14 protein-coding genes and 1 pseudogene are annotated in these 19,492 nt (G+C 54.1%); 10 read left to right on the top strand and 5 right to left on the bottom strand.

Translation table 11 applies throughout. The features are described from left to right. Positions 1–112: 112 nt before the first annotated feature. Both narL and narX read right to left on the bottom strand, forming a co-directional pair. Positions 113–760: a two-component system response regulator NarL gene (narL, locus tag FDP13_RS16695; protein WP_012769569.1), complete on the bottom strand. Its 648-nt coding sequence runs from the start codon at positions 758–760 to the stop codon at positions 113–115. Further along, positions 753–2,564, bottom strand: coding sequence for a nitrate/nitrite two-component system sensor histidine kinase NarX (narX, locus tag FDP13_RS16690; RefSeq protein ID WP_143839934.1), 1,812 nt, complete (start codon positions 2,562–2,564; stop codon positions 753–755). Before narX ends, narL begins: the two co-directional genes overlap by 8 nt. A 461-nt stretch (positions 2,565–3,025) precedes the next feature. On the opposite strand from narX, the gene FDP13_RS16685 reads away from it, so the two are divergent. Next, positions 3,026–4,417 carry a NarK family nitrate/nitrite MFS transporter gene (locus FDP13_RS16685; protein ID WP_012769571.1) on the top strand — a complete coding sequence of 464 codons (1,392 nt, stop codon included), beginning with the start codon at positions 3,026–3,028 and terminating at the stop codon, positions 4,415–4,417. A 102-nt stretch (positions 4,418–4,519) separates the two neighbouring features. Here FDP13_RS16685 and blaCAR read toward each other — a convergent pair whose 3' ends face one another. Beyond that, positions 4,520–5,527 (bottom strand): CAR family subclass B3 metallo-beta-lactamase, encoded by a 1,008-nt coding sequence (blaCAR, locus tag FDP13_RS16680; RefSeq protein WP_033575721.1) that lies wholly within the window; start codon positions 5,525–5,527, stop codon positions 4,520–4,522. A gap of 116 nt (positions 5,528–5,643) precedes the next feature. Here blaCAR and FDP13_RS16675 point away from each other — a divergent pair, with 116 nt between their 5' ends. The 9 genes and pseudogenes from FDP13_RS16675 to FDP13_RS16630 all read left to right on the top strand — a co-directional run bounded on the left by FDP13_RS16675 (position 5,644) and on the right by FDP13_RS16630 (position 17,338). Then, positions 5,644–6,534, top strand: a complete 891-nt coding sequence (locus FDP13_RS16675; RefSeq protein ID WP_012769573.1) for a LysR family transcriptional regulator — start codon at positions 5,644–5,646, stop codon at positions 6,532–6,534. Between the two features lie 334 nt (positions 6,535–6,868). Beyond that, entirely contained in the window at positions 6,869–10,642 is a 3,774-nt protein-coding gene (locus FDP13_RS16670; protein ID WP_027711892.1) for a nitrate reductase subunit alpha, read from the top strand. Beyond that, the gene (gene narH / locus FDP13_RS16665) at positions 10,639–12,201 is read left to right on the top strand and encodes a nitrate reductase subunit beta (RefSeq protein ID WP_033575720.1); all 1,563 of its coding nucleotides are present in this window, start codon (positions 10,639–10,641) and stop codon (positions 12,199–12,201) included. The genes FDP13_RS16670 and narH overlap by 4 nt, the downstream gene beginning before the upstream one ends. Next, positions 12,198–12,917: a nitrate reductase molybdenum cofactor assembly chaperone gene (narJ, locus tag FDP13_RS16660; protein WP_012769576.1), complete on the top strand. Its 720-nt coding sequence runs from the start codon at positions 12,198–12,200 to the stop codon at positions 12,915–12,917. Before narH ends, narJ begins: the two co-directional genes overlap by 4 nt. Continuing rightward, the gene (gene narI, locus FDP13_RS16655; protein WP_027711895.1) at positions 12,917–13,594 is read left to right on the top strand and encodes a respiratory nitrate reductase subunit gamma; all 678 of its coding nucleotides are present in this window, start codon (positions 12,917–12,919) and stop codon (positions 13,592–13,594) included. The genes narJ and narI overlap by 1 nt, the downstream gene beginning before the upstream one ends. Positions 13,595–13,969: 375 nt before the next feature. Continuing rightward, the gene (gene yiaY / locus FDP13_RS16650; RefSeq protein WP_143839933.1) at positions 13,970–15,118 is read left to right on the top strand and encodes an L-threonine dehydrogenase; all 1,149 of its coding nucleotides are present in this window, start codon (positions 13,970–13,972) and stop codon (positions 15,116–15,118) included. A gap of 591 nt (positions 15,119–15,709) precedes the next feature. Next, positions 15,710–15,931 (top strand): type II toxin-antitoxin system Phd/YefM family antitoxin, encoded by a 222-nt coding sequence (locus tag FDP13_RS16640; protein WP_143839931.1) that lies wholly within the window; start codon positions 15,710–15,712, stop codon positions 15,929–15,931. 1 nt (position 15,932) lies between these two features. Then, a pseudogene (locus tag FDP13_RS16635) lies at positions 15,933–16,293 on the top strand (type II toxin-antitoxin system death-on-curing family toxin). A gap of 397 nt (positions 16,294–16,690) precedes the next feature. Then, positions 16,691–17,338, top strand: a complete 648-nt coding sequence (locus FDP13_RS16630) for an EcsC family protein (RefSeq protein WP_143839930.1) — start codon at positions 16,691–16,693, stop codon at positions 17,336–17,338. A 109-nt stretch (positions 17,339–17,447) separates the two neighbouring features. Here FDP13_RS16630 and FDP13_RS16625 read toward each other — a convergent pair whose 3' ends face one another. Together FDP13_RS16625 and FDP13_RS16620 are read right to left on the bottom strand one after the other, a co-directional pair. Further along, entirely contained in the window at positions 17,448–18,479 is a 1,032-nt protein-coding gene (locus FDP13_RS16625; RefSeq protein ID WP_027711898.1) for a methionine synthase, read from the bottom strand. A 27-nt stretch (positions 18,480–18,506) separates the two neighbouring features. After that, positions 18,507–19,484, bottom strand: a complete 978-nt coding sequence (locus tag FDP13_RS16620) for a DUF1852 domain-containing protein (RefSeq protein WP_143839929.1) — start codon at positions 19,482–19,484, stop codon at positions 18,507–18,509. Positions 19,485–19,492 lie beyond the last annotated feature (8 nt).

Below are 19,492 nucleotides of genomic sequence, written 5' to 3'. Positions count from 1 at the left end.
GTAAACGTATAGAAATGTAGGTGTTGTGTATTTTACTGTTGTTTTTAACATCTAAAAGTAAAAATTAACACCGTTGGGGAAGATGACTGGCGGCGACGGCCGCCGGCACCCGTTAGAAAATCTTTTCTTGCACGACCCAGACGGCGGCTTCCACCCGGGAACGCAACTTCATTTTTTTCAATAGATGTTTGACGTGTACTTTTACCGTACTTTCGGTAATCGTCAACTTGCGGGCGATAACTTTATTCGGCAACCCTTGAGCTATCAGTTTCAGGATATCCTTCTCCCGCGGGGTCAATTGCTGGATATCCCGGGTATCGCTGCTGCGCGTTTCACGCAGGCTGGCCGCCAGAACCGGCGTCAGCGTATCGCTAAGCACCATTTTACCTGCCGCAGCCTGATGGAGCGCGACCAGCAAATCTTCCGGTTCCATGTCTTTTAGCAAGTAGCCGTCGGCACCGCCTTTAAACGCGCTGATCACGTCTTCCTCATGGTTTGATACGGTAAACACCACGATTCGCCCGGATAATGAGGTTTCACGCAGGCGGGCCAGTGTTTCCAGCCCATTCATGCCCGGCATGTTCAAATCCAGCAAAATCAAATCCGGGTCCAATTGTTCCGCCAGTACCACGCCTTGTTCGCCCTGACTGGCTTCGCCGACAACACACAGGTCAGGCGCCATGCTGAGCAACTGTTTGACGCCATTACGTAGCATCGGGTGGTCATCAATGAGCAGTACGGTGGCGGCGTCATTATTCATGGTTTTCTCCTGATAAAACGGGTGGCTGGCGAGAGTCTGCCTGAAAGCGGACACAAACTTCTGTGCCGCCGGACGCCAGGCGTTGGATAGTACAGTCGCCGTGGAGGCTTCGGGCGCGGTCGCGCATGATAATCAAGCCGTAGTGATTGGTTCGGCGGTGGTTATCACTGATGCCGATACCGTTATCGCACACATGCAGTTCAATATAGCCTTGCTGTTGACAAAGGGTGATGCTGGCGGCGGTAGCCTGTGCATGTTTATAGGTATTGCTCAAGGCTTCACGCACGATTTGCAGCAAATGAATACCTTGATGAGCGGATACCGCCTGCGGCGGTAACTGATAATCCAGCACGATGGCGTAGCCGAGGCGTTGGCTGAATTCGTCAACCGTGGCGCGCAATGCCGCCAGCAGGCCGGATTCCGATAGCTTAAGCCGGAAGGTCGTCAACAATTCACGCAATTGCCGATAGGCGGTGTTGATCTCATCGCGCATGGCGTCTAACTGTTGTTGTATTTCCGGTGTCAGCGCGGTGTGCTGCATTTGCAGGCAACTGACCTGAATTTTCAGACAAGAGAGCGACTGTGCGATGGAATCGTGCAACTCGCGGGCGATGGTCGTTCGTTCTTCCATCAACATCAGTTGTTGTTGATGGCTGGATTGCCGCTCCAACGCCAGCGTACTGGTCAACTGCTCCAGCAATGTGTTGAGCAACTGGTGCTGATCGGGCGTCAGATGCTGATGAGCGGGCAGTCGCGCCAGCACCACGCCATAGTGACCCCGTTTGTCATGCAAATTCCAACTGACCGACTTGCCTTCGGATGCCGCGTGGGCCGAGGAAAAATGCGCACAGCGCTGGCAGTCGCTGTCCGGGCAGGTGTCGGGATTGGGTATGACGGTTTGGCTGGAAGGCGTTACGAGCGCCTGATGATTATCTTCATACAGTTGCAATTGAATGCTGGAAAGCGGCATCAATGCGCTCAGTTCATCCAGCACCGGCAGTAACCGGCTGCACAGCGGCGCATTGGTATGCAGCCGCCGACTGGCACGATAAAGAAACGCCAGCGTATCGTTTTTATGTTGCAAATCGGCGGTTTTTTCCGCCACCCGCTGTTCCAGATCACGGTACATCGCCGACAGCTCATCCGACATATTATTCAGCGCCTGCGCCAGCGTACCCATTTCATCATGACTGCGCGGGGTTACGCGTTGATGAAATTCGCCCTGGCCGATGGCCTGCGCCATCGACACCAGCTTGCGCCAGGGGGCCAACAAGCGGCGGCGCAGATAGAAAAAGGTCAGCAATAACAACGACAGCATGATGCCGATGAACGTGCGTTGCACCAGTGTGACCAACCGAAGGTGCGCTTCGGTTTTTTGATCGATAGCCAGCACCAGCGCATCGAGGTGGTGTACAAAATCTGCAACGGCGGCGGCGGCATCCGCCGGGCGTTCGGCCTCACGCAGGCGAGGCTTAAGCTGCTCCGCCCAGTAGCGTTGCAGCGTGGTAAATTGCTCGCTTAGCTTTTCACGCACCACGGCCTGGCGTAGGTCGTGGTCATTTTCGGCGCGTTCCAGTTCCTGCAGATAATAATCACTGTTGGCGTCAAGCGGCACCATCGATAACAACCGGTAACTTTGCATACGCAGAGAACCTGCCGTATTAATGGCGTGCGCGTTGCCCTGAATGCTTTGCGACATCCAACTGGATACCGCCATGCCGGCAATCCCCAGCAGGCCTTGCAGCAGCATCAACAGTGCCACCTGGTTGACCAGCGAGAGTGGGAGCCGAAAGCATTTGAACATGGGGAAACCGCCTGTGACAAAAATGGAAACGCAGTGGTGTGATAAACCATAGATCGCGGGCGCACATGCGACGTTGATGGCGTCGACAGAGAGAGTCATCGATCGATGTTAGTCACCGTCGATGGTGCTCTTCCCGCGTATCCGCTACCGGCCCGAAGTAAAAACAGATTCATGCAACACAAGATCATTTTTTCTTATTTTCAGGGGTAACCCTATACCCCCAAAGAGTTACCTCACAATTTCCATTGATGGGTAGTCGTGAATACCGTGACGGGGTTAATCATCATAACAGTATGAAACGACACTATTAACTTGTCATTTTGGCTTACCTATTTGGTGGCGGACAAAAAAGATACCGGTTTTTTTACCCGACAAACCGTTGATGTATATCAAATTTGCTTCGGACATACCTTCTAATGTGACGCGTAGTGATAGGGGTATTTTACTGACCGAGGCTTGTTATGACGCAGTCAACCATTACGCCAGGCGCTTCACGGCAGACTGTTATCCGGGAATGGCGCCCGGAAGATGTTCAGTTCTGGCAAAAACAGGGGCGCGGCATTGCTCAGCGCAACCTGTGGATTTCCATTCCTTGTCTGTTGCTGGCTTTCTGTGTCTGGATGTTATTCAGCACAGTGGCCGTCAATTTGAACAAGGTCGGTTTTCACTTCACCACCGATGAGCTGTTTATGCTGACCGCATTGCCATCGGTATCCGGCGCGCTGTTGCGGGTGCCGTATTCGTTTATTATCCCGCTGGCCGGCGGACGCCGCTGGACTACCTTCAGTACGCTGATTCTTATTATCCCGTGTGTGTGGTTGGGGTTTGCGGTACAGGACACGCAAACATCGTATAACGTATTCATCATTATTTCGCTGTTGTGCGGATTTGCCGGCGCGAACTTTGCTTCCAGCATGGCGAATATCAGCTTCTTTTTCCCGAAAGCGCAGCAGGGCGGGGCGCTGGGGTTAAACGGCGGGTTTGGGAACCTGGGCGTCAGCGTGATGCAGTTGCTGGTGCCGGTGGTGATTTTCCTGCCGGTGCTGAGTTTCACCGGCAAAGGCGTGGTTCAGCCGGATGGCGGCCAGGTCTGGCTGCAGAATGCGCCCTGGGTGTGGGTGCCGCTGTTGCTTATCGCCTCGGCGGCGGCCTGGTTCGGTATGAACGATCTTTCCACCGCCAAAGCGTCGCTGCGCCAGCAGTTGCCGGTGCTGAAACGGGCGCATTTATGGATTCTCAGCATCCTGTATCTGTCGGCGTTCGGCTCTTTTATCGGTTTCTCCGCCGGTTTTGCCATGTTGTCGAAAACCCAGTTTCCGGATGTGGTGATCCTGCATTACGCCTTTTTCGGCCCGCTGTTAGGGGCGCTGGCGCGTCCGGTAGGCGGCATGTTGTCGGACCGGTTCGGCGGCGTGCGGGTGACGCTGGTCAATTTTGTGTTGATGGCTATCTTGTCGCTGCTGCTGTTCACGGCGCTGCCGGGTGAAAATCAGCCGGGGTCTTTCCTGCTGTTCTTCGGCATTTTCATGCTGCTGTTTTTGACCGCCGGGCTGGGGAGCGGTTCAACCTTCCAGATGATCGCGGTGATCTTCCGGGGTCTGACGATGGAAAGAGTGGCTGCCGCAGGCGGCGGCGCAGAGGAAGCGCAGCGCAGCGCGGTGACGGATACCGCAGCGGCGTTAGGGTTTATCTCCGCTATCGGCGCTATCGGCGGCTTTTTCATCCCGAAAGCGTTTGGTACTTCGCTGGCGCTGACCGGTTCACCCGCCGGCGCGATGAAAATCTTTGTGGTGTTTTACGTCGCCTGTGTGTTGATCACCTGGTTGTGTTATGGACGTAAAGCCCGCACCTGATGCGGTGTGATGATATTGCGCCGGGGTGAAATGCTCCGGCGCAATCAATCGCGTTCACTACGGCGTCTTCCCGCCTTTTTGCCCGCCAGATGCCGGTGCGGTTTATTGCGTGTCTTTTCGTTCTTTTTTCTGCTCGTCCGCCAGTCGCTGTTCTGCTTCTTTACGGGCAGAGTCCATCTGTTTAACCAATCCAGCCTGATCAACCAACGGATGCGGTTCCCCCGGTTTACGTGTTTTCAGGCGATCTTTCGCTTCCGTTAACCCGGTATTGAATGGGTGTGCGGTGAGATGCACCATGACCGGGTGTTGCGGGTCGGCAATCAGCCGTTTTATTCGCTCAATACTGGCGAGATAGGCTTCTACCTGATGGGTGTTTTCGATGGCGTTCAGCCCCATGCCCCCGATGGTGATGGCCCGGTAGGTCTTATCGCCGTCTTTGACGTCAAAGGCGTACGAGGTCGTCCCCCAGGTATGGCCGGGTGTGGCATAAGCATAAAAGGTCGTATCGCCGACCGTGAAGGTTTGGCCGTCCTGCGCCACGATATCGGCGTGGTCAAGCATTTTCCAGGGCCGTGCGGTGTGTTGCGACTGTTTAGCGTCGCCTAATGCTTCGTCCCAGCCAGGTTGAGTCATGACAAATCGTGCCTGACTCAGGGCTTTGACCTTGTAGGCGCCGCCGACATGGTCGAAATGGCCGTGGGTCATCAACACCAGTTTGATATCTGCCGGATCAACCCCGACTTGCCGGATGTTCGCGATCAATTGGTCGACATAGGGTTCATGCAGCGTATCGATCAACACCGGGCCGGCGCTGGTTTTGACCAGCCAGGCGGAAACCCAGCAAACGCCGACAAAATAGACATTGTCGAACGCTTTGTACGGCGCGATAACTTGAGCCTGTGGATCGTTGAGCCAGCGGTTCAGGTCCGGCGGCATACGACCGGTACGGCCGAACTCTGTAAAACGCGCGTTGATGGCATCGGATGGGCATCCCGCCAGCGACGATGCCGCTGGGGCGGCGGGCGAGGGGAGCGTTTGTGCCTGCGTGGATGCGGCCGGTATGGTCAGTAACCCGGCGGTGAAATACAACATGAGATATTTTTTTAGCATAATCAATCTTATAGCATCATCTTAAATAATTGATATCCATTATTGCTTCCTGAGATGAACGAATAAACCCTAGAATGCGCCATAGTTTGTTGCATATATCGGTCAATAGGAGCGCTATGGATCGTCTTATTGCGATGCAGGTGTTTGTGGCGGTGGCGGATTTGGGCAGTCTGACGGCGGCAGCCAATAAGTTGGATATGTCGCGTTCCATGGCCACACGTTACATTGCTGCGCTGGAGCACTGGTTAGGCGTGCGGTTGCTGCACCGCTCGACCCGCAGTTTAGGGCTGACCAGCGTCGGTAACGACATGCTGGTGCGGTGTCGTCAGATAGTGGTTTTATCGGAGGACATGGCGGCGCTTTCCGGCGGTGGCAACACGGAACCGCACGGCGTAATCCGGGTCGCGAGCAGCGTGTCGTTCGGCCAGTCTTATCTGTCGCAGGCGTTGGGGCGCTATCGAACCCGTTATCCTCACACCACAACGGAGTTGATACTGACGGATCGCACCATCAAACTGGTGGAAGAGCGTATCGATTTGGCGGTAGAAGTGACGAACTCACCGGATCATAACCTGATCGCCAAACCGCTGGGGCGCTGCGCATCGGTGGTCTGTGCGACACCGGATTATCTGGCGCACCACGCTCCACCGGTTACGCCGAACGACCTGGTGCGACATAACTGCCTTAACCATACGCGGCTTGGGCGGGAATGGCGCTTTACGCACCGGGAAACCGGGGAGCGGCATCGTGTTATGGTGTCGGGGCGTGTGGTGGCTAATGACACGCTGGTACTGCTGAATGCGGCACGGGCCGGTGAAGGGATCGCCTGCCTGCCGGAGTTTGTCGTACGTGCCGGGCTGGATGCCGGCGAGCTGGTGCCGCTGCTGGGCGATTACCAGACGCAGGCGCTGGGTATTTACGCGTGTTACATGTCGCGGCGTCACATGCCTGCTACGCTGCGTACGCTGCTGGATTTTCTGGCGCAGGATTTGTCGGCATCGGGCTGATGACCAGGAGGCGTTAAGGGCAAATGCGGGTGATATGTCCGGTTAAGCGGCCGATGGCATTCTACTACCTCCAAAGAGTCTTCATGAGTAAATGTCACCTGACCTTATCATTTCATGCCTCAATATTTCCTTTTTTATCAGTTAATTAAGTAATTTTTTTCCGATACCTCTTTGGTGGTATTTTCACGCTCCCCACCACAAACCGGCCCCTGAGGGCTTGATCGCTGTCAATTCCAGTACTTATTCGGCTGGCTACCCTACGTCGTAGTGAGCAATACCCACGTGTACTTCTATAACGACAGGAACCGTCAGGTTCCGTAGCAGGAGAGTCCGGATGAGCAAATTTCTTGACCGGTTACGTTATTTCAAACAAGTGGCCGAGCCGTTTTCCGGTGATCACGGCCAGACGCTGAATACTAATCGTGACTGGGAGGACGGCTACCGCAGCCGCTGGCAACATGACAAGGTGGTACGTTCGACGCATGGCGTCAACTGTACCGGTTCGTGCAGCTGGAAGATTTACGTCAAAAACGGGCTGGTCACCTGGGAGACGCAGCAAACCGATTACCCACGCACCCGGCCGGATCTGCCGAATCATGAACCGCGCGGTTGCCCACGCGGCGCCAGCTATTCCTGGTATTTGTACAGCGCTAACCGCCTGAAATACCCGATGATGCGTAAGCGCCTGATGAAATTGTGGCGTGAGGCGCGCCGCCACCATGCCGATCCGGTAGACGCCTGGGCGTCGATCGTCGGTGACGCAAGCAAAGCACAGGAATACAAGAAAGTACGCGGGCGCGGCGGTTTTGTGCGTGCTGACTGGCAGGAAGTGAATGAGCTGATCGCCGCCGCCAACGTCTATACCGCAAAAACCTTTGGTCCGGACCGTGTCATCGGCTTTTCACCTATCCCGGCCATGTCGATGGTGTCTTATGCCGCCGGTGCCCGTTACCTGTCGCTGCTGGGCGGGGTGTGCCTGAGCTTTTACGACTGGTATTGCGACCTGCCGCCCGCTTCACCCCAGACTTGGGGCGAACAAACCGACGTGCCGGAATCGGCCGACTGGTATAACTCGTCGTACATTATCGCCTGGGGTTCCAACGTACCTCAGACCCGTACCCCCGATGCGCATTTCTTTGCCGAAGTGCGCTACAAAGGCACCAAAACGGTCGCCATTACCCCGGATTATGCAGAAATCGCCAAGTTATGCGATCAATGGCTGAACCCGAAGCAAGGCACCGACAGCGCGCTGGCGTTGGCGATGGGCCATGTGATCCTCAACGAATTCCACCTCAAACAACCGCGTCAATACTTCACCGACTACGTGCGTCGCTATACCGACATGCCGATGCTGGTGCTGCTGGAGCCGCGCGCCGACGGCAGCTACGCCGCCGGGCGTTTGTTGCGCGCCGCCGATCTGGTCGGCAACCTGGGTCAGGAAAACAACCCGGAATGGAAAACCATCGCCATTGATGAAACCAGCGGCGAACTGGTCGCGCCGCAGGGTTCCATTGGTTACCGCTGGGGCGAGCAAGGCAAGTGGAACCTGGAACAGCGCGAAGGCGGTTCCCAGCGTGACGTCAACCTGCAACTGAGCTTGCTGGGCCATCATGACGAGGTGGTTTCCGTCGGTTTCCCATACTTTGGCGGCGCCGCCAGTGAAAACTTCGCCAGCGTCGCACTGGATGAAGTGCTGTTACATCAGTTGCCGGTGAAACGCCTGACGCTGGCCGATGGTCAGGAAGGGCTGGTGACCAGCGTCTTCGATCTGACGCTCGCCAACTACGGTGTGGATCGCGGCCTCAACGACGAACAGTGCGCCAGCGATTACGATCAAGTCAAAGCGTATACCCCGGCGTGGGCCGAGCAGATTACCGGCGTATCGCGGCAGAACATCATCCGTATTGCGCGCGAATTTGCCGACAACGCCGACAAAACCCACGGGCGGTCGATGATTATCGTGGGCGCGGGCATGAACCACTGGTATCACCTCGACATGAACTACCGCGGGATCATCAATATGTTGATCTTCTGCGGTTGCGTCGGGCAGAGCGGTGGCGGCTGGGCACACTATGTCGGCCAGGAGAAGCTGCGTCCGCAAACCGGCTGGTTGCCGCTGGCGTTCGGGCTGGACTGGCAGCGTCCGCCGCGTCACATGAACAGTACTTCGTTCTTCTATAATCACTCCAGCCAGTGGCGGTATGAAACCATTGCGCCGCAGGAACTGCTGTCGCCGCTGGCGGACTCGTCACGCTTTAGCGGCAGCCTGATTGACTTTAACGTGCGCGCCGAGCGCATGGGCTGGCTGCCTTCCGCACCGCAACTGGGGGCTAACCCGCTGCGTATCGCCGAGCAGGCCGCCGCCGCCGGCATGTCGCCGCAGGATTTCACCGTGGCGGAACTGAAAGCCGGTCGTCTGCGCTTTGCCGCCGAGCAGCCGGACAGCCCGCAAAACTTCCCGCGTAACCTGTTTATTTGGCGCTCCAACCTGCTGGGTTCTTCCGGTAAAGGCCATGAGTACATGCTTAAGTATCTGCTGGGCACCGAGCACGGTATTCAGGGTCAGGATTTGGGCGAGCAGGGTGCCGTTACGCCGGAAGAAGTGGAATGGCGTGCGAAAGGTGGTGAAGGCAAGCTGGATCTGGTCGTCACGCTGGATTTCCGCATGTCCAGTACCTGCCTCTATTCCGACATCGTATTGCCGACCGCCACCTGGTATGAAAAGGACGACATGAACACGTCGGACATGCATCCGTTCATTCATCCGTTGTCGGCAGCGGTTGACCCGGCCTGGGAGTCGAAAACCGACTGGGAAATCTATAAAGGGCTGGCGAAAACCTTCTCCCGCGTTTGCCAGGGTCACCTCGGGGTAGAAACCGATGTGGTCACGCTGCCGATTCAGCACGACTCGGCCGCCGAACTGGCGCAGCCGTTGGGCGTGAAAGACTGGAAAAAAGGCGAATGTGACCTGATTCCGGGTAAAACCGCGCCGCATATCATGACGGTGGAACGCGACTACCCGAACCTGTATGCCCGCTTTACCTCACTGGGCCCGCTGCTGGATAAACTCGGCAACGGCGGTAAAGGTATTAGCTGGAATACTCAAAACGAAGTGGACTTCCTCAAACGCCTCAATCGGGTACAGGAAGAGGGCGCGGCGGCCGGTCGGCCGAGAATCGACAGCGCCATCGATGCCGCCGAAGTGATCCTGTCGCTGGCGCCGGAAACCAACGGCCAGGTAGCGGTGAAAGCCTGGGAAGCGCTGAGCAAGGTCACCGGACGTGATCACACCCATCTGGCGCACCCGAAAGAGGACGAGAAAATCCGCTTCCGGGATATTCAGGCGCAGCCGCGCAAAATTATCTCCAGCCCGACCTGGTCTGGCCTTGAAGACGAGCATGTCTCTTACAACGCCTGCTATACCAACGTGCATGAGCTGATTCCGTGGCGCACCATTTCCGGCCGTCAGCAACTGTATCAGGATCATGAGTGGATGCGCGCCTTCGGCGAAAGCCTGTTGGTATACCGCCCGCCGGTGGATACCCGCGCTGCTCAGCCGTTGCTGAACAAAAAGCCCAACGGCAACCCGGAAAAAGCGCTCAACTTCCTGACGCCGCATCAGAAGTGGGGGATTCACTCCACCTACAGCGAAAACTTGCTGATGCTGACGCTGGGACGCGGCGGCCCGATTGTCTGGCTGAGCGAAGACGACGCCCGTGAGCTGAACATCGCCGATAACGACTGGGTGGAAGTGTTTAACGCCAACGGTGCCCTGACGGCACGTGCGGTGGTGAGCCAGCGTATTCCCGCCGGGATGACCATGATGTACCACGCGCAGGAACGACTGGTGAACCTGCCGGGTTCGGAAGTGACCGGCCAGCGTGGCGGTATCCATAACTCCGTGACGCGCGTTTGCCCGAAACCGACCCATATGATTGGCGGTTATGCCCAACTGGCGTACGGCTTTAACTACTACGGCACCGTCGGATCCAACCGCGATGAGTTCGTGGTGGTCCGTAAGATGAACCGTATCGACTGGCTGGATGAGGACAGCCATGACGACCTGTCTTCCCATGTGCAACCTCATCTGCAGGAGAAAGCCCGATGAAAATTCGTTCACAAGTCGGCATGGTGCTGAATCTGGATAAATGCATTGGCTGCCACACCTGTTCGGTGACCTGTAAAAATGTCTGGACCAGCCGCGAAGGGGTGGAATACGCCTGGTTCAACAACGTGGAAACCAAACCCGGCACCGGTTATCCCCATGCCTGGGAAGATCAGGAAAAATGGAAAGGCGGCTGGATTCGTAAGATCAACGGTCGGCTGGAACCGCGCATGGGCAACCGTGTCGGGGTGCTGTCGAAAATTTTCGCCAACCCGGACGTTCCGGAGCTGGACGATTATTACGAGCCGTTCGACTACGACTACGCACACCTGCAACGCGCCGGCGAAAGCCGGCACCAGCCGGTAGCGCGCCCGCGTTCGCTGGTGACGGGTCAGCGTATGGAGAAGATCGAAAACGGCCCGAACTGGGAAGACGATCTGGGCGGCGAGTTCAGCAAACGCTCGCAGGACAAGAACTTCGACGACATGCAGAAAGACATGTACGGGCAGTTCGAGAACACTTTCATGATGTACCTGCCGCGACTGTGCGAACACTGCCTCAACCCGGCGTGCGTCGCCACCTGTCCGAGCGGGGCGATTTACAAACGCTCGGAAGACGGCATTGTGCTGATCGATCAGGATAAATGCCGCGGCTGGCGCATGTGCCTGACCGGTTGCCCGTACAAAAAAATCTACTTCAACTGGAAGAGCGGCAAATCGGAAAAATGTATTTTCTGCTATCCGCGCATCGAATCCGGTATGCCGACGCTGTGTTCGGAAACCTGCGTGGGCCGTATCCGCTATCTGGGTGTGCTGCTGTACGATGCCGACCGCATTGAGCAGGCGGCTTCCACGGAGAATGAAACCGACCTGTACGGCCGTCAATTGGACATTTTCCTCGATCCGAACGACCCCGAGGTGATTGCACAGGCCCAGCGCGACGGCATTCCGCTCAGCGTGATTGAAGCCGCACAACAATCGCCGGTGTACAAGCTGGCGGTGGAATGGCAGTTGGCGCTGCCGCTGCACCCGGAATACCGCACGCTGCCGATGGTATGGTACGTGCCGCCGTTGTCACCGATTCAGGCGGCGGCCGATGCGGGTAGTCTGGCGCACAGCGGCGTTCTGCCGGACGTCGAAAGCCTGCGTATTCCGGTACAGTATCTGGCCAACCTGCTGACCGCGGGCGATACCCGTCCGGTGCTGCGCGCGCTGCGTCGTATGCTGGCGATGCGTCATTTCAAGCGTGCGCAAACCGTCGAACAGGTAATCGATACCAGCGCACTGGAACAAGTTGGGCTGACGTCGTCGCAGGCTGAAGAAATGTACCGCTATCTGGCGATCGCCAACTATGAAGATCGCTTTGTGGTGCCGTCCAGCCATCGTGAACTGGCGCGTGAAGCTTTCCCGGAAGCGCATGGCTGCGGCTTCAGCTTCGGCGACGGCTGCCACGGCAGCGATTCATCGTTCAACCTGTTCAACAGCCGCCGTATCGACGCCATCGATGTCACCAGCAAAACTCAGAACATGAGTGAACGGCGTATGCGGGAGAACAAGTCATGATCAGTCTTCGCGTTATCGCCCGGCTGCTGGAGTACCCGGATGCGGAACTGTGGCAACAGCGCCAGGACATACTGGAAGCGCTGGAGCAGGCCGACGAGTTGCCGTTGCGTCAAAGCGCGCAGTTGCTGCAATTCATCGGCGACTTTTATCAGGGCGACTTGCTGGACCGGCAGGCGCGCTACAGCGAGCTGTTTGATCGCGGTCGTGCGCTGTCGTTGCTGCTGTTTGAACACGTTCATGGTGAGTCGCGCGACCGTGGTCAGGCGATGGTGGATTTGCTGGCGCAATACCGTGAGGTCGGGCTGGAGCTGGATTGTCGCGAATTGCCGGATTTCCTGCCGCTGTATCTGGAGTATTTGACGTTGCGCGAGCCGCAGGCGGCACGTGATGGACTGCGTGATATTGCGCCGATCCTGACGCTGCTGGCGGAGCGTTTACGTCAGCGCGGCAGCGACTATGCCCTGCTGCTGGAGCTGTTGCTGACGCTGGCGGCGTGTGAGCCGTCAAGCGATGCGGTGGCGGCGAAGGTGGCGGAAGAAACACGCGACGATACGCCGCAAGCGCTGGATGCGGTATGGGAAGAGGAGCAGGTCCGCTTTCTGGCCGACGCGGGCTGCGCCCCGGCGCAACAGACTCGTCATCAGCGTCGGTTCGCCGACGCGGTGGCGCCGCACTACCTGAACCTTGACGCTTCACCGGTCAAAGGAGATTGCTGATGCATTACCTCAATCTGTTTTTATTCGATATCTACCCTTACATCGCCGGTGCGGTTTTTCTGGTAGGCAGTTGGCTGCGTTATGACTACGGTCAATACAGCTGGCGCGCCGGTTCCAGCCAGATGCTGGACAAAAAAGGTATGCGGCTGGCGTCAAACCTGTTCCACATCGGCATTCTGGGTGTACTGGGCGGCCACTTTGTGGGCATGATGACGCCGCACTGGATGTACGAATCGTTCCTGCCGTTGGATGTAAAACAGAAAATGGCGATGTTTGGCGGCGGTGCTTGCGGCGTGCTGACGCTGGTCGGCGGTCTGTTGTTGCTGAAACGGCGGCTGACCAACCCGCGGGTGCGTGCAACATCCACCACCGGCGATATTCTGATCCTGTCATTACTGGTGATTCAGGCGGCGCTGGGGCTGTTGACCATCCCGTTTTCCGCGCAGCACATGGACGGCAGCGAGATGATGAAGCTGGTGAACTGGGCGCAGGCGGTGGTGACATTCCGCGGCGGCGCATCCGCTTATCTGGATGACGTGGCCTTTATTTTCCGCGTGCATCTGGTGTTGGGGATGACGTTGTTCGTGCTGTTCCCATTCTGCCGCCTGGTACATATCTGGAGTGCGCCGGTTGAATATCTGACCCGCCGTTACCAACTGGTCAGGAATCGCCGTTAATCCTGTTATCCGCTCAAAAGGCAACGTCACCGATTAACGACGGTGGCGTTGCCTCTGCCAACCTGCGCCGATGTGTGCGCTGCCTCATGCTGATGTTATTCACGATACCGCCGCGCATTTCATGTGTGAATGTGATGTGACGATGGCGATGTTTTAGCCGATTGCAACGCTGACGACACTATCGCACCCATTGTGTAAATTAAAATGGTTTTTTAATAAATAACAACTGGTTAGGTGGTCGTGTCAAAATGAAAAAACGATTTAGCCGCTGAGTGAAGAAGAGTAGTGAAAATTTGTCCCTGGTCAATTTTACCGAAAAATGCCGGTGCTAGGATGGCGATACGTTAAAACTCTGTGATAAATGGATGGTGATCTATGAGTAGCGCATTTTACATTCCCGCCTTAAATCTGATGGGCGAAGGTGCATTAGAGGAAGCGGCAAGGCAGATTCAGTTGCAGGGTTTCAAACACGCCTTAATCGTCACGGATGGCGTGCTGAACAAAATCGGTGTGGCGGCTTCCGTACAGCAATTGCTGAAAAAATATCAGGTTGATAGCGCCATTTACGATGGCGTGCAGCCGAACCCGACCATTGCCAATGTGGATGACGGTCTGAAAATTCTCAAAGCGAACAACAGCGATTGCGTCGTCTCGCTGGGCGGCGGTTCCTCCCATGACTGCGCCAAAGGCATCGCGCTGCTGGCGGCCAATGGCGGTGAAATCGCCGACTATGAAGGTGTGGATGTGTCCGCCAAGCCGCAGTTGCCGCTGATCGGTATCAACACCACGGCAGGCACCGCTTCTGAAATGACCCGTTTCTGCATCATTACCGATGAAGTGCGTCACGTGAAGATGGCGATCGTTGATAAGAACGTGACGCCGGTGATGTCCGTCAATGATCCGGTACTGATGGTCGGAATGCCGGCGTCGCTGACTGCCGCGACCGGTATGGATGCGCTGACCCACGCGATTGAAGCGTATGTGTCGACGGCGGCTAACCCGATTACCGATGCCGTGGCGATTAAAGCGATTGAATTGATTCGCGCCCATCTGCGCGATGCGGTGAAAGACGGTAAAAACATGGTGGCGCGTGAACAGATGGCGTATGCCCAGTTCATGGCGGGCATGGCGTTTAATAACGCCTCGCTGGGTTATGTCCATGCGATGGCGCACCAGTTGGGCGGTTTCTACAACCTGCCGCACGGCGTATGCAACGCAGTACTGTTGCCGCACGTTGAGCGTTATAACGCCTCTGTCGCCGCACCGCGTCTGAAAGATGTCGCCGTCGCGCTGGGTGTGGATGTTGCCGGGCTGAGCGACCGGCAGGCGGCTGAAGCGGCTATCCAGGCTATCAGCCAGATAGCGAGTGACGTCGGTATCCCGGCAGGCCTGAAAGACCTAGGCGTGAAAGAAGAAGACTTCAACATCCTGGCCGATAACGCCCTGAAAGATGCCTGCGGTTTGACCAACCCGAAAAAAGCCACTCACGCGGAAATCGTCGGAATTTTTGCCGCCGCGTTCTGATGGTGATTTGAATAATATTAAAAGCCCCCGGCCTGATGGCTGGGGGCTTGAGGCTGTTGACAAACAGCCGGGTTGTCTTGTGAACGGTGAAGTCTGCCTATTCAGTGAATGGTTTCGTGCGGGGTAAACGGTGTGGTTCCTCTGCTATTTCATCGCACGCACGACAAGGAGAGGTGCAAGCGCCACCTCTCCTTGACCACTGGCTGGTGGCTAAACTGCGGCGCTACGCGCTACCTTCGGCGTTCGACTTCGCGGTTCGGGCCGCCCGTGACGTGATTACTCGCCCCATCCCTGGGGCTCGCCCTACGGGCCAGCGTAAACGCTGTTCAAAAGCGCTCCCGGCGTTTTTGTCCAACACGGCACGGGCTTTCGCGACGTCCTGTCGCTCACCCGGCGAAGTCGCCCACCTCAGCGCAGTTTTTGACGCCGGAAAGATGCTTCATCCTGTAGTTAATGCGTTTGTCAGCAGTCTGAAGCCCCCGGCCTGATGGCTGGGGGCTTTTTTTTATAACGTCGCATTAACGCGGCATAGCGGGTGATCTATTTTATTAATCAGATGTACACTTGAAATGTACATTTCAAGGGGGAGCTATGAAAACGTATACCATCACTGAAGCCCGGCAAAACATTGCGACGGTCATTGATACGGCGGCCAGCGGTGAGCCGGTAGAGATTAAGGGTCGGGATGGCACCTCGGCTGTACTTATCCCCAAAGCAGAGTTTGAGACTTATCAGAAAGCCAGATTAGACGCTGAATTTGATGTCATCATGCAGCGCCACGGACACACCATCAAAGCGCTCGCTGACAGATGAAATGGGCGTCATTGACTTTCATGACCGTATTTTGCAGGTGTTGCCTGGTGTGGTGGGGATGGCTGATCCTGGTCGGGCTGAGGCGTTGATTTATCGAGTACAAAACCGTCTTTATTATGAAGGTGTGACCGAACTGTTTGAGCTGGCCGGCGACGTATTGGGTAACTATTGCTCGTGGTCATATTTTTAATGATGGTAATAAACGCACTGCTTTTTTTGTTACCATGACATTTTTGCGTCGCAATGGCATATTGATTGTCGATAACGATAATTCGCTGGAAGAACTCACCATTAAGGCGGCAACCGGAGAATGCTTGGTGTCGGAACTCGCCGAACAATTAAGACAGCGGGTGGAAAAATAAAGGGTATTTCAGAAAAAATAGTTTTTGTGGCGAAAAATGGGCTGAAGGATGCCTGCGGTTTGACCAACCCGAAAAAAGCCACTCACGCGGAAATCGTCGGAATTTTTTCCGCCGCGTCCTGATGGTTATTTGAATAATAAAAAAGCCCCTGGCCTGATGGCTGGGGGCTTTTAATGCTATTTATAATCGAGCAGTAAGCTGTTTTGTTAATTATATGTTTTCTATGATGTTGGATTGATATCATAATTAAATTATTTTTAATTTAATTATTAGGCTTCGATGGTGAAGAGTTCAACGATCATAACGAATAAAAATTGGCATGACATTAAATTAAACATAAAGTAAGTTTTATAACGTTTGATGAAGGCAAGGTGTTCTCTTTTTATAGGATGTGGCAATGACCGAAGCAGTTAACGAAGGAATGATTATGCAAGCCCTTGATTGGGCTTATGATAAAGCATTAGATGGTAGCATTCCGGGAACGGATTCAGCCTATGAAATGGCTGAAGACTATCTAAAAGGGGATGATGACTTGCTGGAGAAGGTTAACTCCCTTATCAGATGGCAAAATACTAAATCTGTTACTACCGGATTTGTTTCTGGGCTTGGTGGTATTATTACTCTACCGGTTGCTATCCCAGCAAGCATTGCAACTGTAATGTATGTCCAAATACGTATGATAACCGCAATAGCTATTATGGGAGGGTATGATGTCAGAGATGATCGCGTTAAGTCTCTGGTTTATACCTGCCTTGCTGGCAATGCCGCAAAAGATATCCTTAAGGAAACAGGGATAATAATTGGAACTAAGATGTCAACCCAGTTAATTCAGAGTATTTCAAAGGAAACAATTTTTGCGATTAACAAGTTTGTCGGCTTTAGATTGCTAACAAAATTTGGTGAAAAAGGAGCGATCAACTTAGGTAAGATGATCCCCCTCATTGGTGGCGTCATCGGTGGCGCATTCGATGGTATTTCAACCAATGTCGTCGGTAATATAGCGCGAGAAACCTTTATAGAAGGTAGTGCCATAACCGGATCGTAAAGATTCTCTGTTGACAATATGACTCAGTCCGCTTAGTGGTTCAGGTTATATGGCGATTGTTCAGATCGCCACACGGACTGAGTTTTTAATGATCGATAATGTCGCGGTATTATTTAGCCGAAAGCTCTTTGCGGATGATGTCCGCGCCTGCACTTAGCGCATTGAGCTTGCCTGTGGCTACCCGACGAGATAAAGGTGCCATACCACAGTTGGTAGAAGGGTAGAGCTTGTCGGCATCGACAAACTGAAGTGCTTTTCGTAGCGTATCGGCGACTTCCTCAGGTGTTTCAATGGTATTGGTTGCCACGTCAATGGCCCCGACCATCACTTTTTTACCGCGAATCAGTTCCAGCAGATCCATCGGAACACGCGAGTTATGGCATTCCAGCGAGATGATATCGATATTCGATGTTTGCAGTTTGGGAAAGGCTTCTTCATATTGCCGCCACTCTGACCCTAACGTCTTTTTCCAGTCGGTATTGGCCTTGATGCCATAGCCATAGCAAATATGTACAGCCGTTTCACATTTCAGCCCTTCAATGGCTCGTTCTAACGCGGCAATACCCCAGTCATTCACTTCATCAAAGAAAACATTAAATGCGGGTTCATCAAACTGGATGATATCGACACCCGCCGCCTCTAATTCTTTCGCTTCCTGATTGAGTATTTTGGCAAATTCCCAGGCGAGCTTTTCGCGGCTTTTATAGTGGTTATCATAGAGCGTATCGATCATCGTCATCGGCCCCGGCAAGGCCCATTTAATGGGTTGCCTGGTGAGTTGACGTAAGAATTTGGCATCTTCAACAAAAACGGGTTTTTGACGCGCCACCGCACCGACAACCGTCGGTACGCTCGCATCATAGCGATTACGAATTTTAACGACTTCACGTTTCTCAAAATCCACACCGCTCAGGTGCTCAATAAACGTGGTGACAAAGTGTTGGCGTGTCTGTTCGCCATCGCTGACAATATCAATACCTGCACGCAGTTGATCAAACAGCGACAAACTTAAGGCATCGTTTTTCCCTTCGATTAATTCTTCGTTTTGTAATTTCCAGGGGGACCATAGCTTCTCAGGCTCTGCGAGCCAGGAGGGTTTGGGTAAACTGCCCGCAGTCGAGGTAGGTAGCAATGTTTTCATAGCAGGTGACCTTATATTTTTGGTGAATCAAAGCGCGTAATGGGCAGACCATTGCTCAAGAATATTTTTGTACGGCTTGATGAAGTGCTCTTCAGTAAACTTCCCTTGCTTAATCGCCAACTGGCTGCGCTCTTCCCGATCATAAACAATTTTTGTTAATGAATGATCCTGGTGATTCAGGTCGGGTTGATAGTATTGCCCTGCTGCAGAGTTAGCATTGTAAATCTCAGGGCGGTAAATTTTTTGGAAAGTCTCCATCGTGCTGATGGTACTGATAAGTTCAAGATCAGTGTAATCACTCAGTAAATCACCAAAAAAATAAAAAGCTAAAGGAGCAACACTGTTTTTCGGCATAAAGTAGCGCACCTGCAGCCCCATTTTTTCGAAATATTTTTCGGTTAAAGAAGAGCCGTTGGGCTGGTATTCGATGCCCAACACCGGGTGTTGGTTTCCCGTTCGATGATAGGTTTCTTTACTGGAAACACTTAAGCAGATTACCGGCGGCTTATTAAAAGCCTCTTTGTATTCTTCCGAATTGACGAAATGTTTAAATATATTGCCATGCAAGTCACCGAAATTATCTGGAATGCTAAATTCGGATTGGTTCTTATTATGGTCTAACAGCAATACACTAAAATCATAATCTCGCACGTAAGAGGAGAAATTATTTCCTACAATACCTTCAATGCGTTCGTTGGTTTTTTTATCAATAATGTTTGTTTTCAATATTTCAATTGCCGGGAAGGTGTCGTTATTATCGGCAATATGCATATCAACAGAAATGATTTCAAGTTCGACGGAATAACGGTCACCTTTGGGGTTATCCCAATACGCCAATGTATTGAAGCGATTATCGATCATCACTAATGTGTTGCGTAAGTTCTCCTGGCGGCTCGTTCCTCTGGCCAAATTCGCAAAGTTGGTCGTGATGCGCGTATTTTCGGAGGGGTTATAGTTCTCATCGAAGCTACTGCTCTTAATCGTAAATGTAAAATTTTTAGTCATCGCGCTCT

The organism is Dickeya sp. ws52, assembly GCF_007210685.1.
Lineage (GTDB): Bacteria > Pseudomonadota > Gammaproteobacteria > Enterobacterales > Enterobacteriaceae > Dickeya > Dickeya chrysanthemi.
Note: the sequence above shows the minus strand (reverse complement) of the source record. Positions and strands in the feature narration are given on the sequence as shown.

What these genes read in the sequence shown, in the direction of transcription:
- narI (WP_027711895.1), top strand. Translation starts at nt 12,917, where the DNA reads ATGCATTACCTCAATCTGTTTTTATTCGATATCTACCCTTACATCGCC.
- FDP13_RS16625 (WP_027711898.1), bottom strand. Translation starts at nt 18,479, where the DNA reads ATGAAAACATTGCTACCTACCTCGACTGCGGGCAGTTTACCCAAACCC.
- FDP13_RS16670 (WP_027711892.1), top strand. Translation starts at nt 6,869, where the DNA reads ATGAGCAAATTTCTTGACCGGTTACGTTATTTCAAACAAGTGGCCGAG.
- FDP13_RS16620 (WP_143839929.1), bottom strand. Translation starts at nt 19,484, where the DNA reads ATGACTAAAAATTTTACATTTACGATTAAGAGCAGTAGCTTCGATGAG.
- yiaY (WP_143839933.1), top strand. Translation starts at nt 13,970, where the DNA reads ATGAGTAGCGCATTTTACATTCCCGCCTTAAATCTGATGGGCGAAGGT.
- narX (WP_143839934.1), bottom strand. Translation starts at nt 2,564, where the DNA reads ATGTTCAAATGCTTTCGGCTCCCACTCTCGCTGGTCAACCAGGTGGCA.
- FDP13_RS16640 (WP_143839931.1), top strand. Translation starts at nt 15,710, where the DNA reads ATGAAAACGTATACCATCACTGAAGCCCGGCAAAACATTGCGACGGTC.
- FDP13_RS16685 (WP_012769571.1), top strand. Translation starts at nt 3,026, where the DNA reads ATGACGCAGTCAACCATTACGCCAGGCGCTTCACGGCAGACTGTTATC.
- blaCAR (WP_033575721.1), bottom strand. Translation starts at nt 5,527, where the DNA reads ATGCTAAAAAAATATCTCATGTTGTATTTCACCGCCGGGTTACTGACC.
- narJ (WP_012769576.1), top strand. Translation starts at nt 12,198, where the DNA reads ATGATCAGTCTTCGCGTTATCGCCCGGCTGCTGGAGTACCCGGATGCG.
- narL (WP_012769569.1), bottom strand. Translation starts at nt 760, where the DNA reads ATGAATAATGACGCCGCCACCGTACTGCTCATTGATGACCACCCGATG.
- narH (WP_033575720.1), top strand. Translation starts at nt 10,639, where the DNA reads ATGAAAATTCGTTCACAAGTCGGCATGGTGCTGAATCTGGATAAATGC.
- FDP13_RS16675 (WP_012769573.1), top strand. Translation starts at nt 5,644, where the DNA reads ATGGATCGTCTTATTGCGATGCAGGTGTTTGTGGCGGTGGCGGATTTG.
- FDP13_RS16630 (WP_143839930.1), top strand. Translation starts at nt 16,691, where the DNA reads ATGACCGAAGCAGTTAACGAAGGAATGATTATGCAAGCCCTTGATTGG.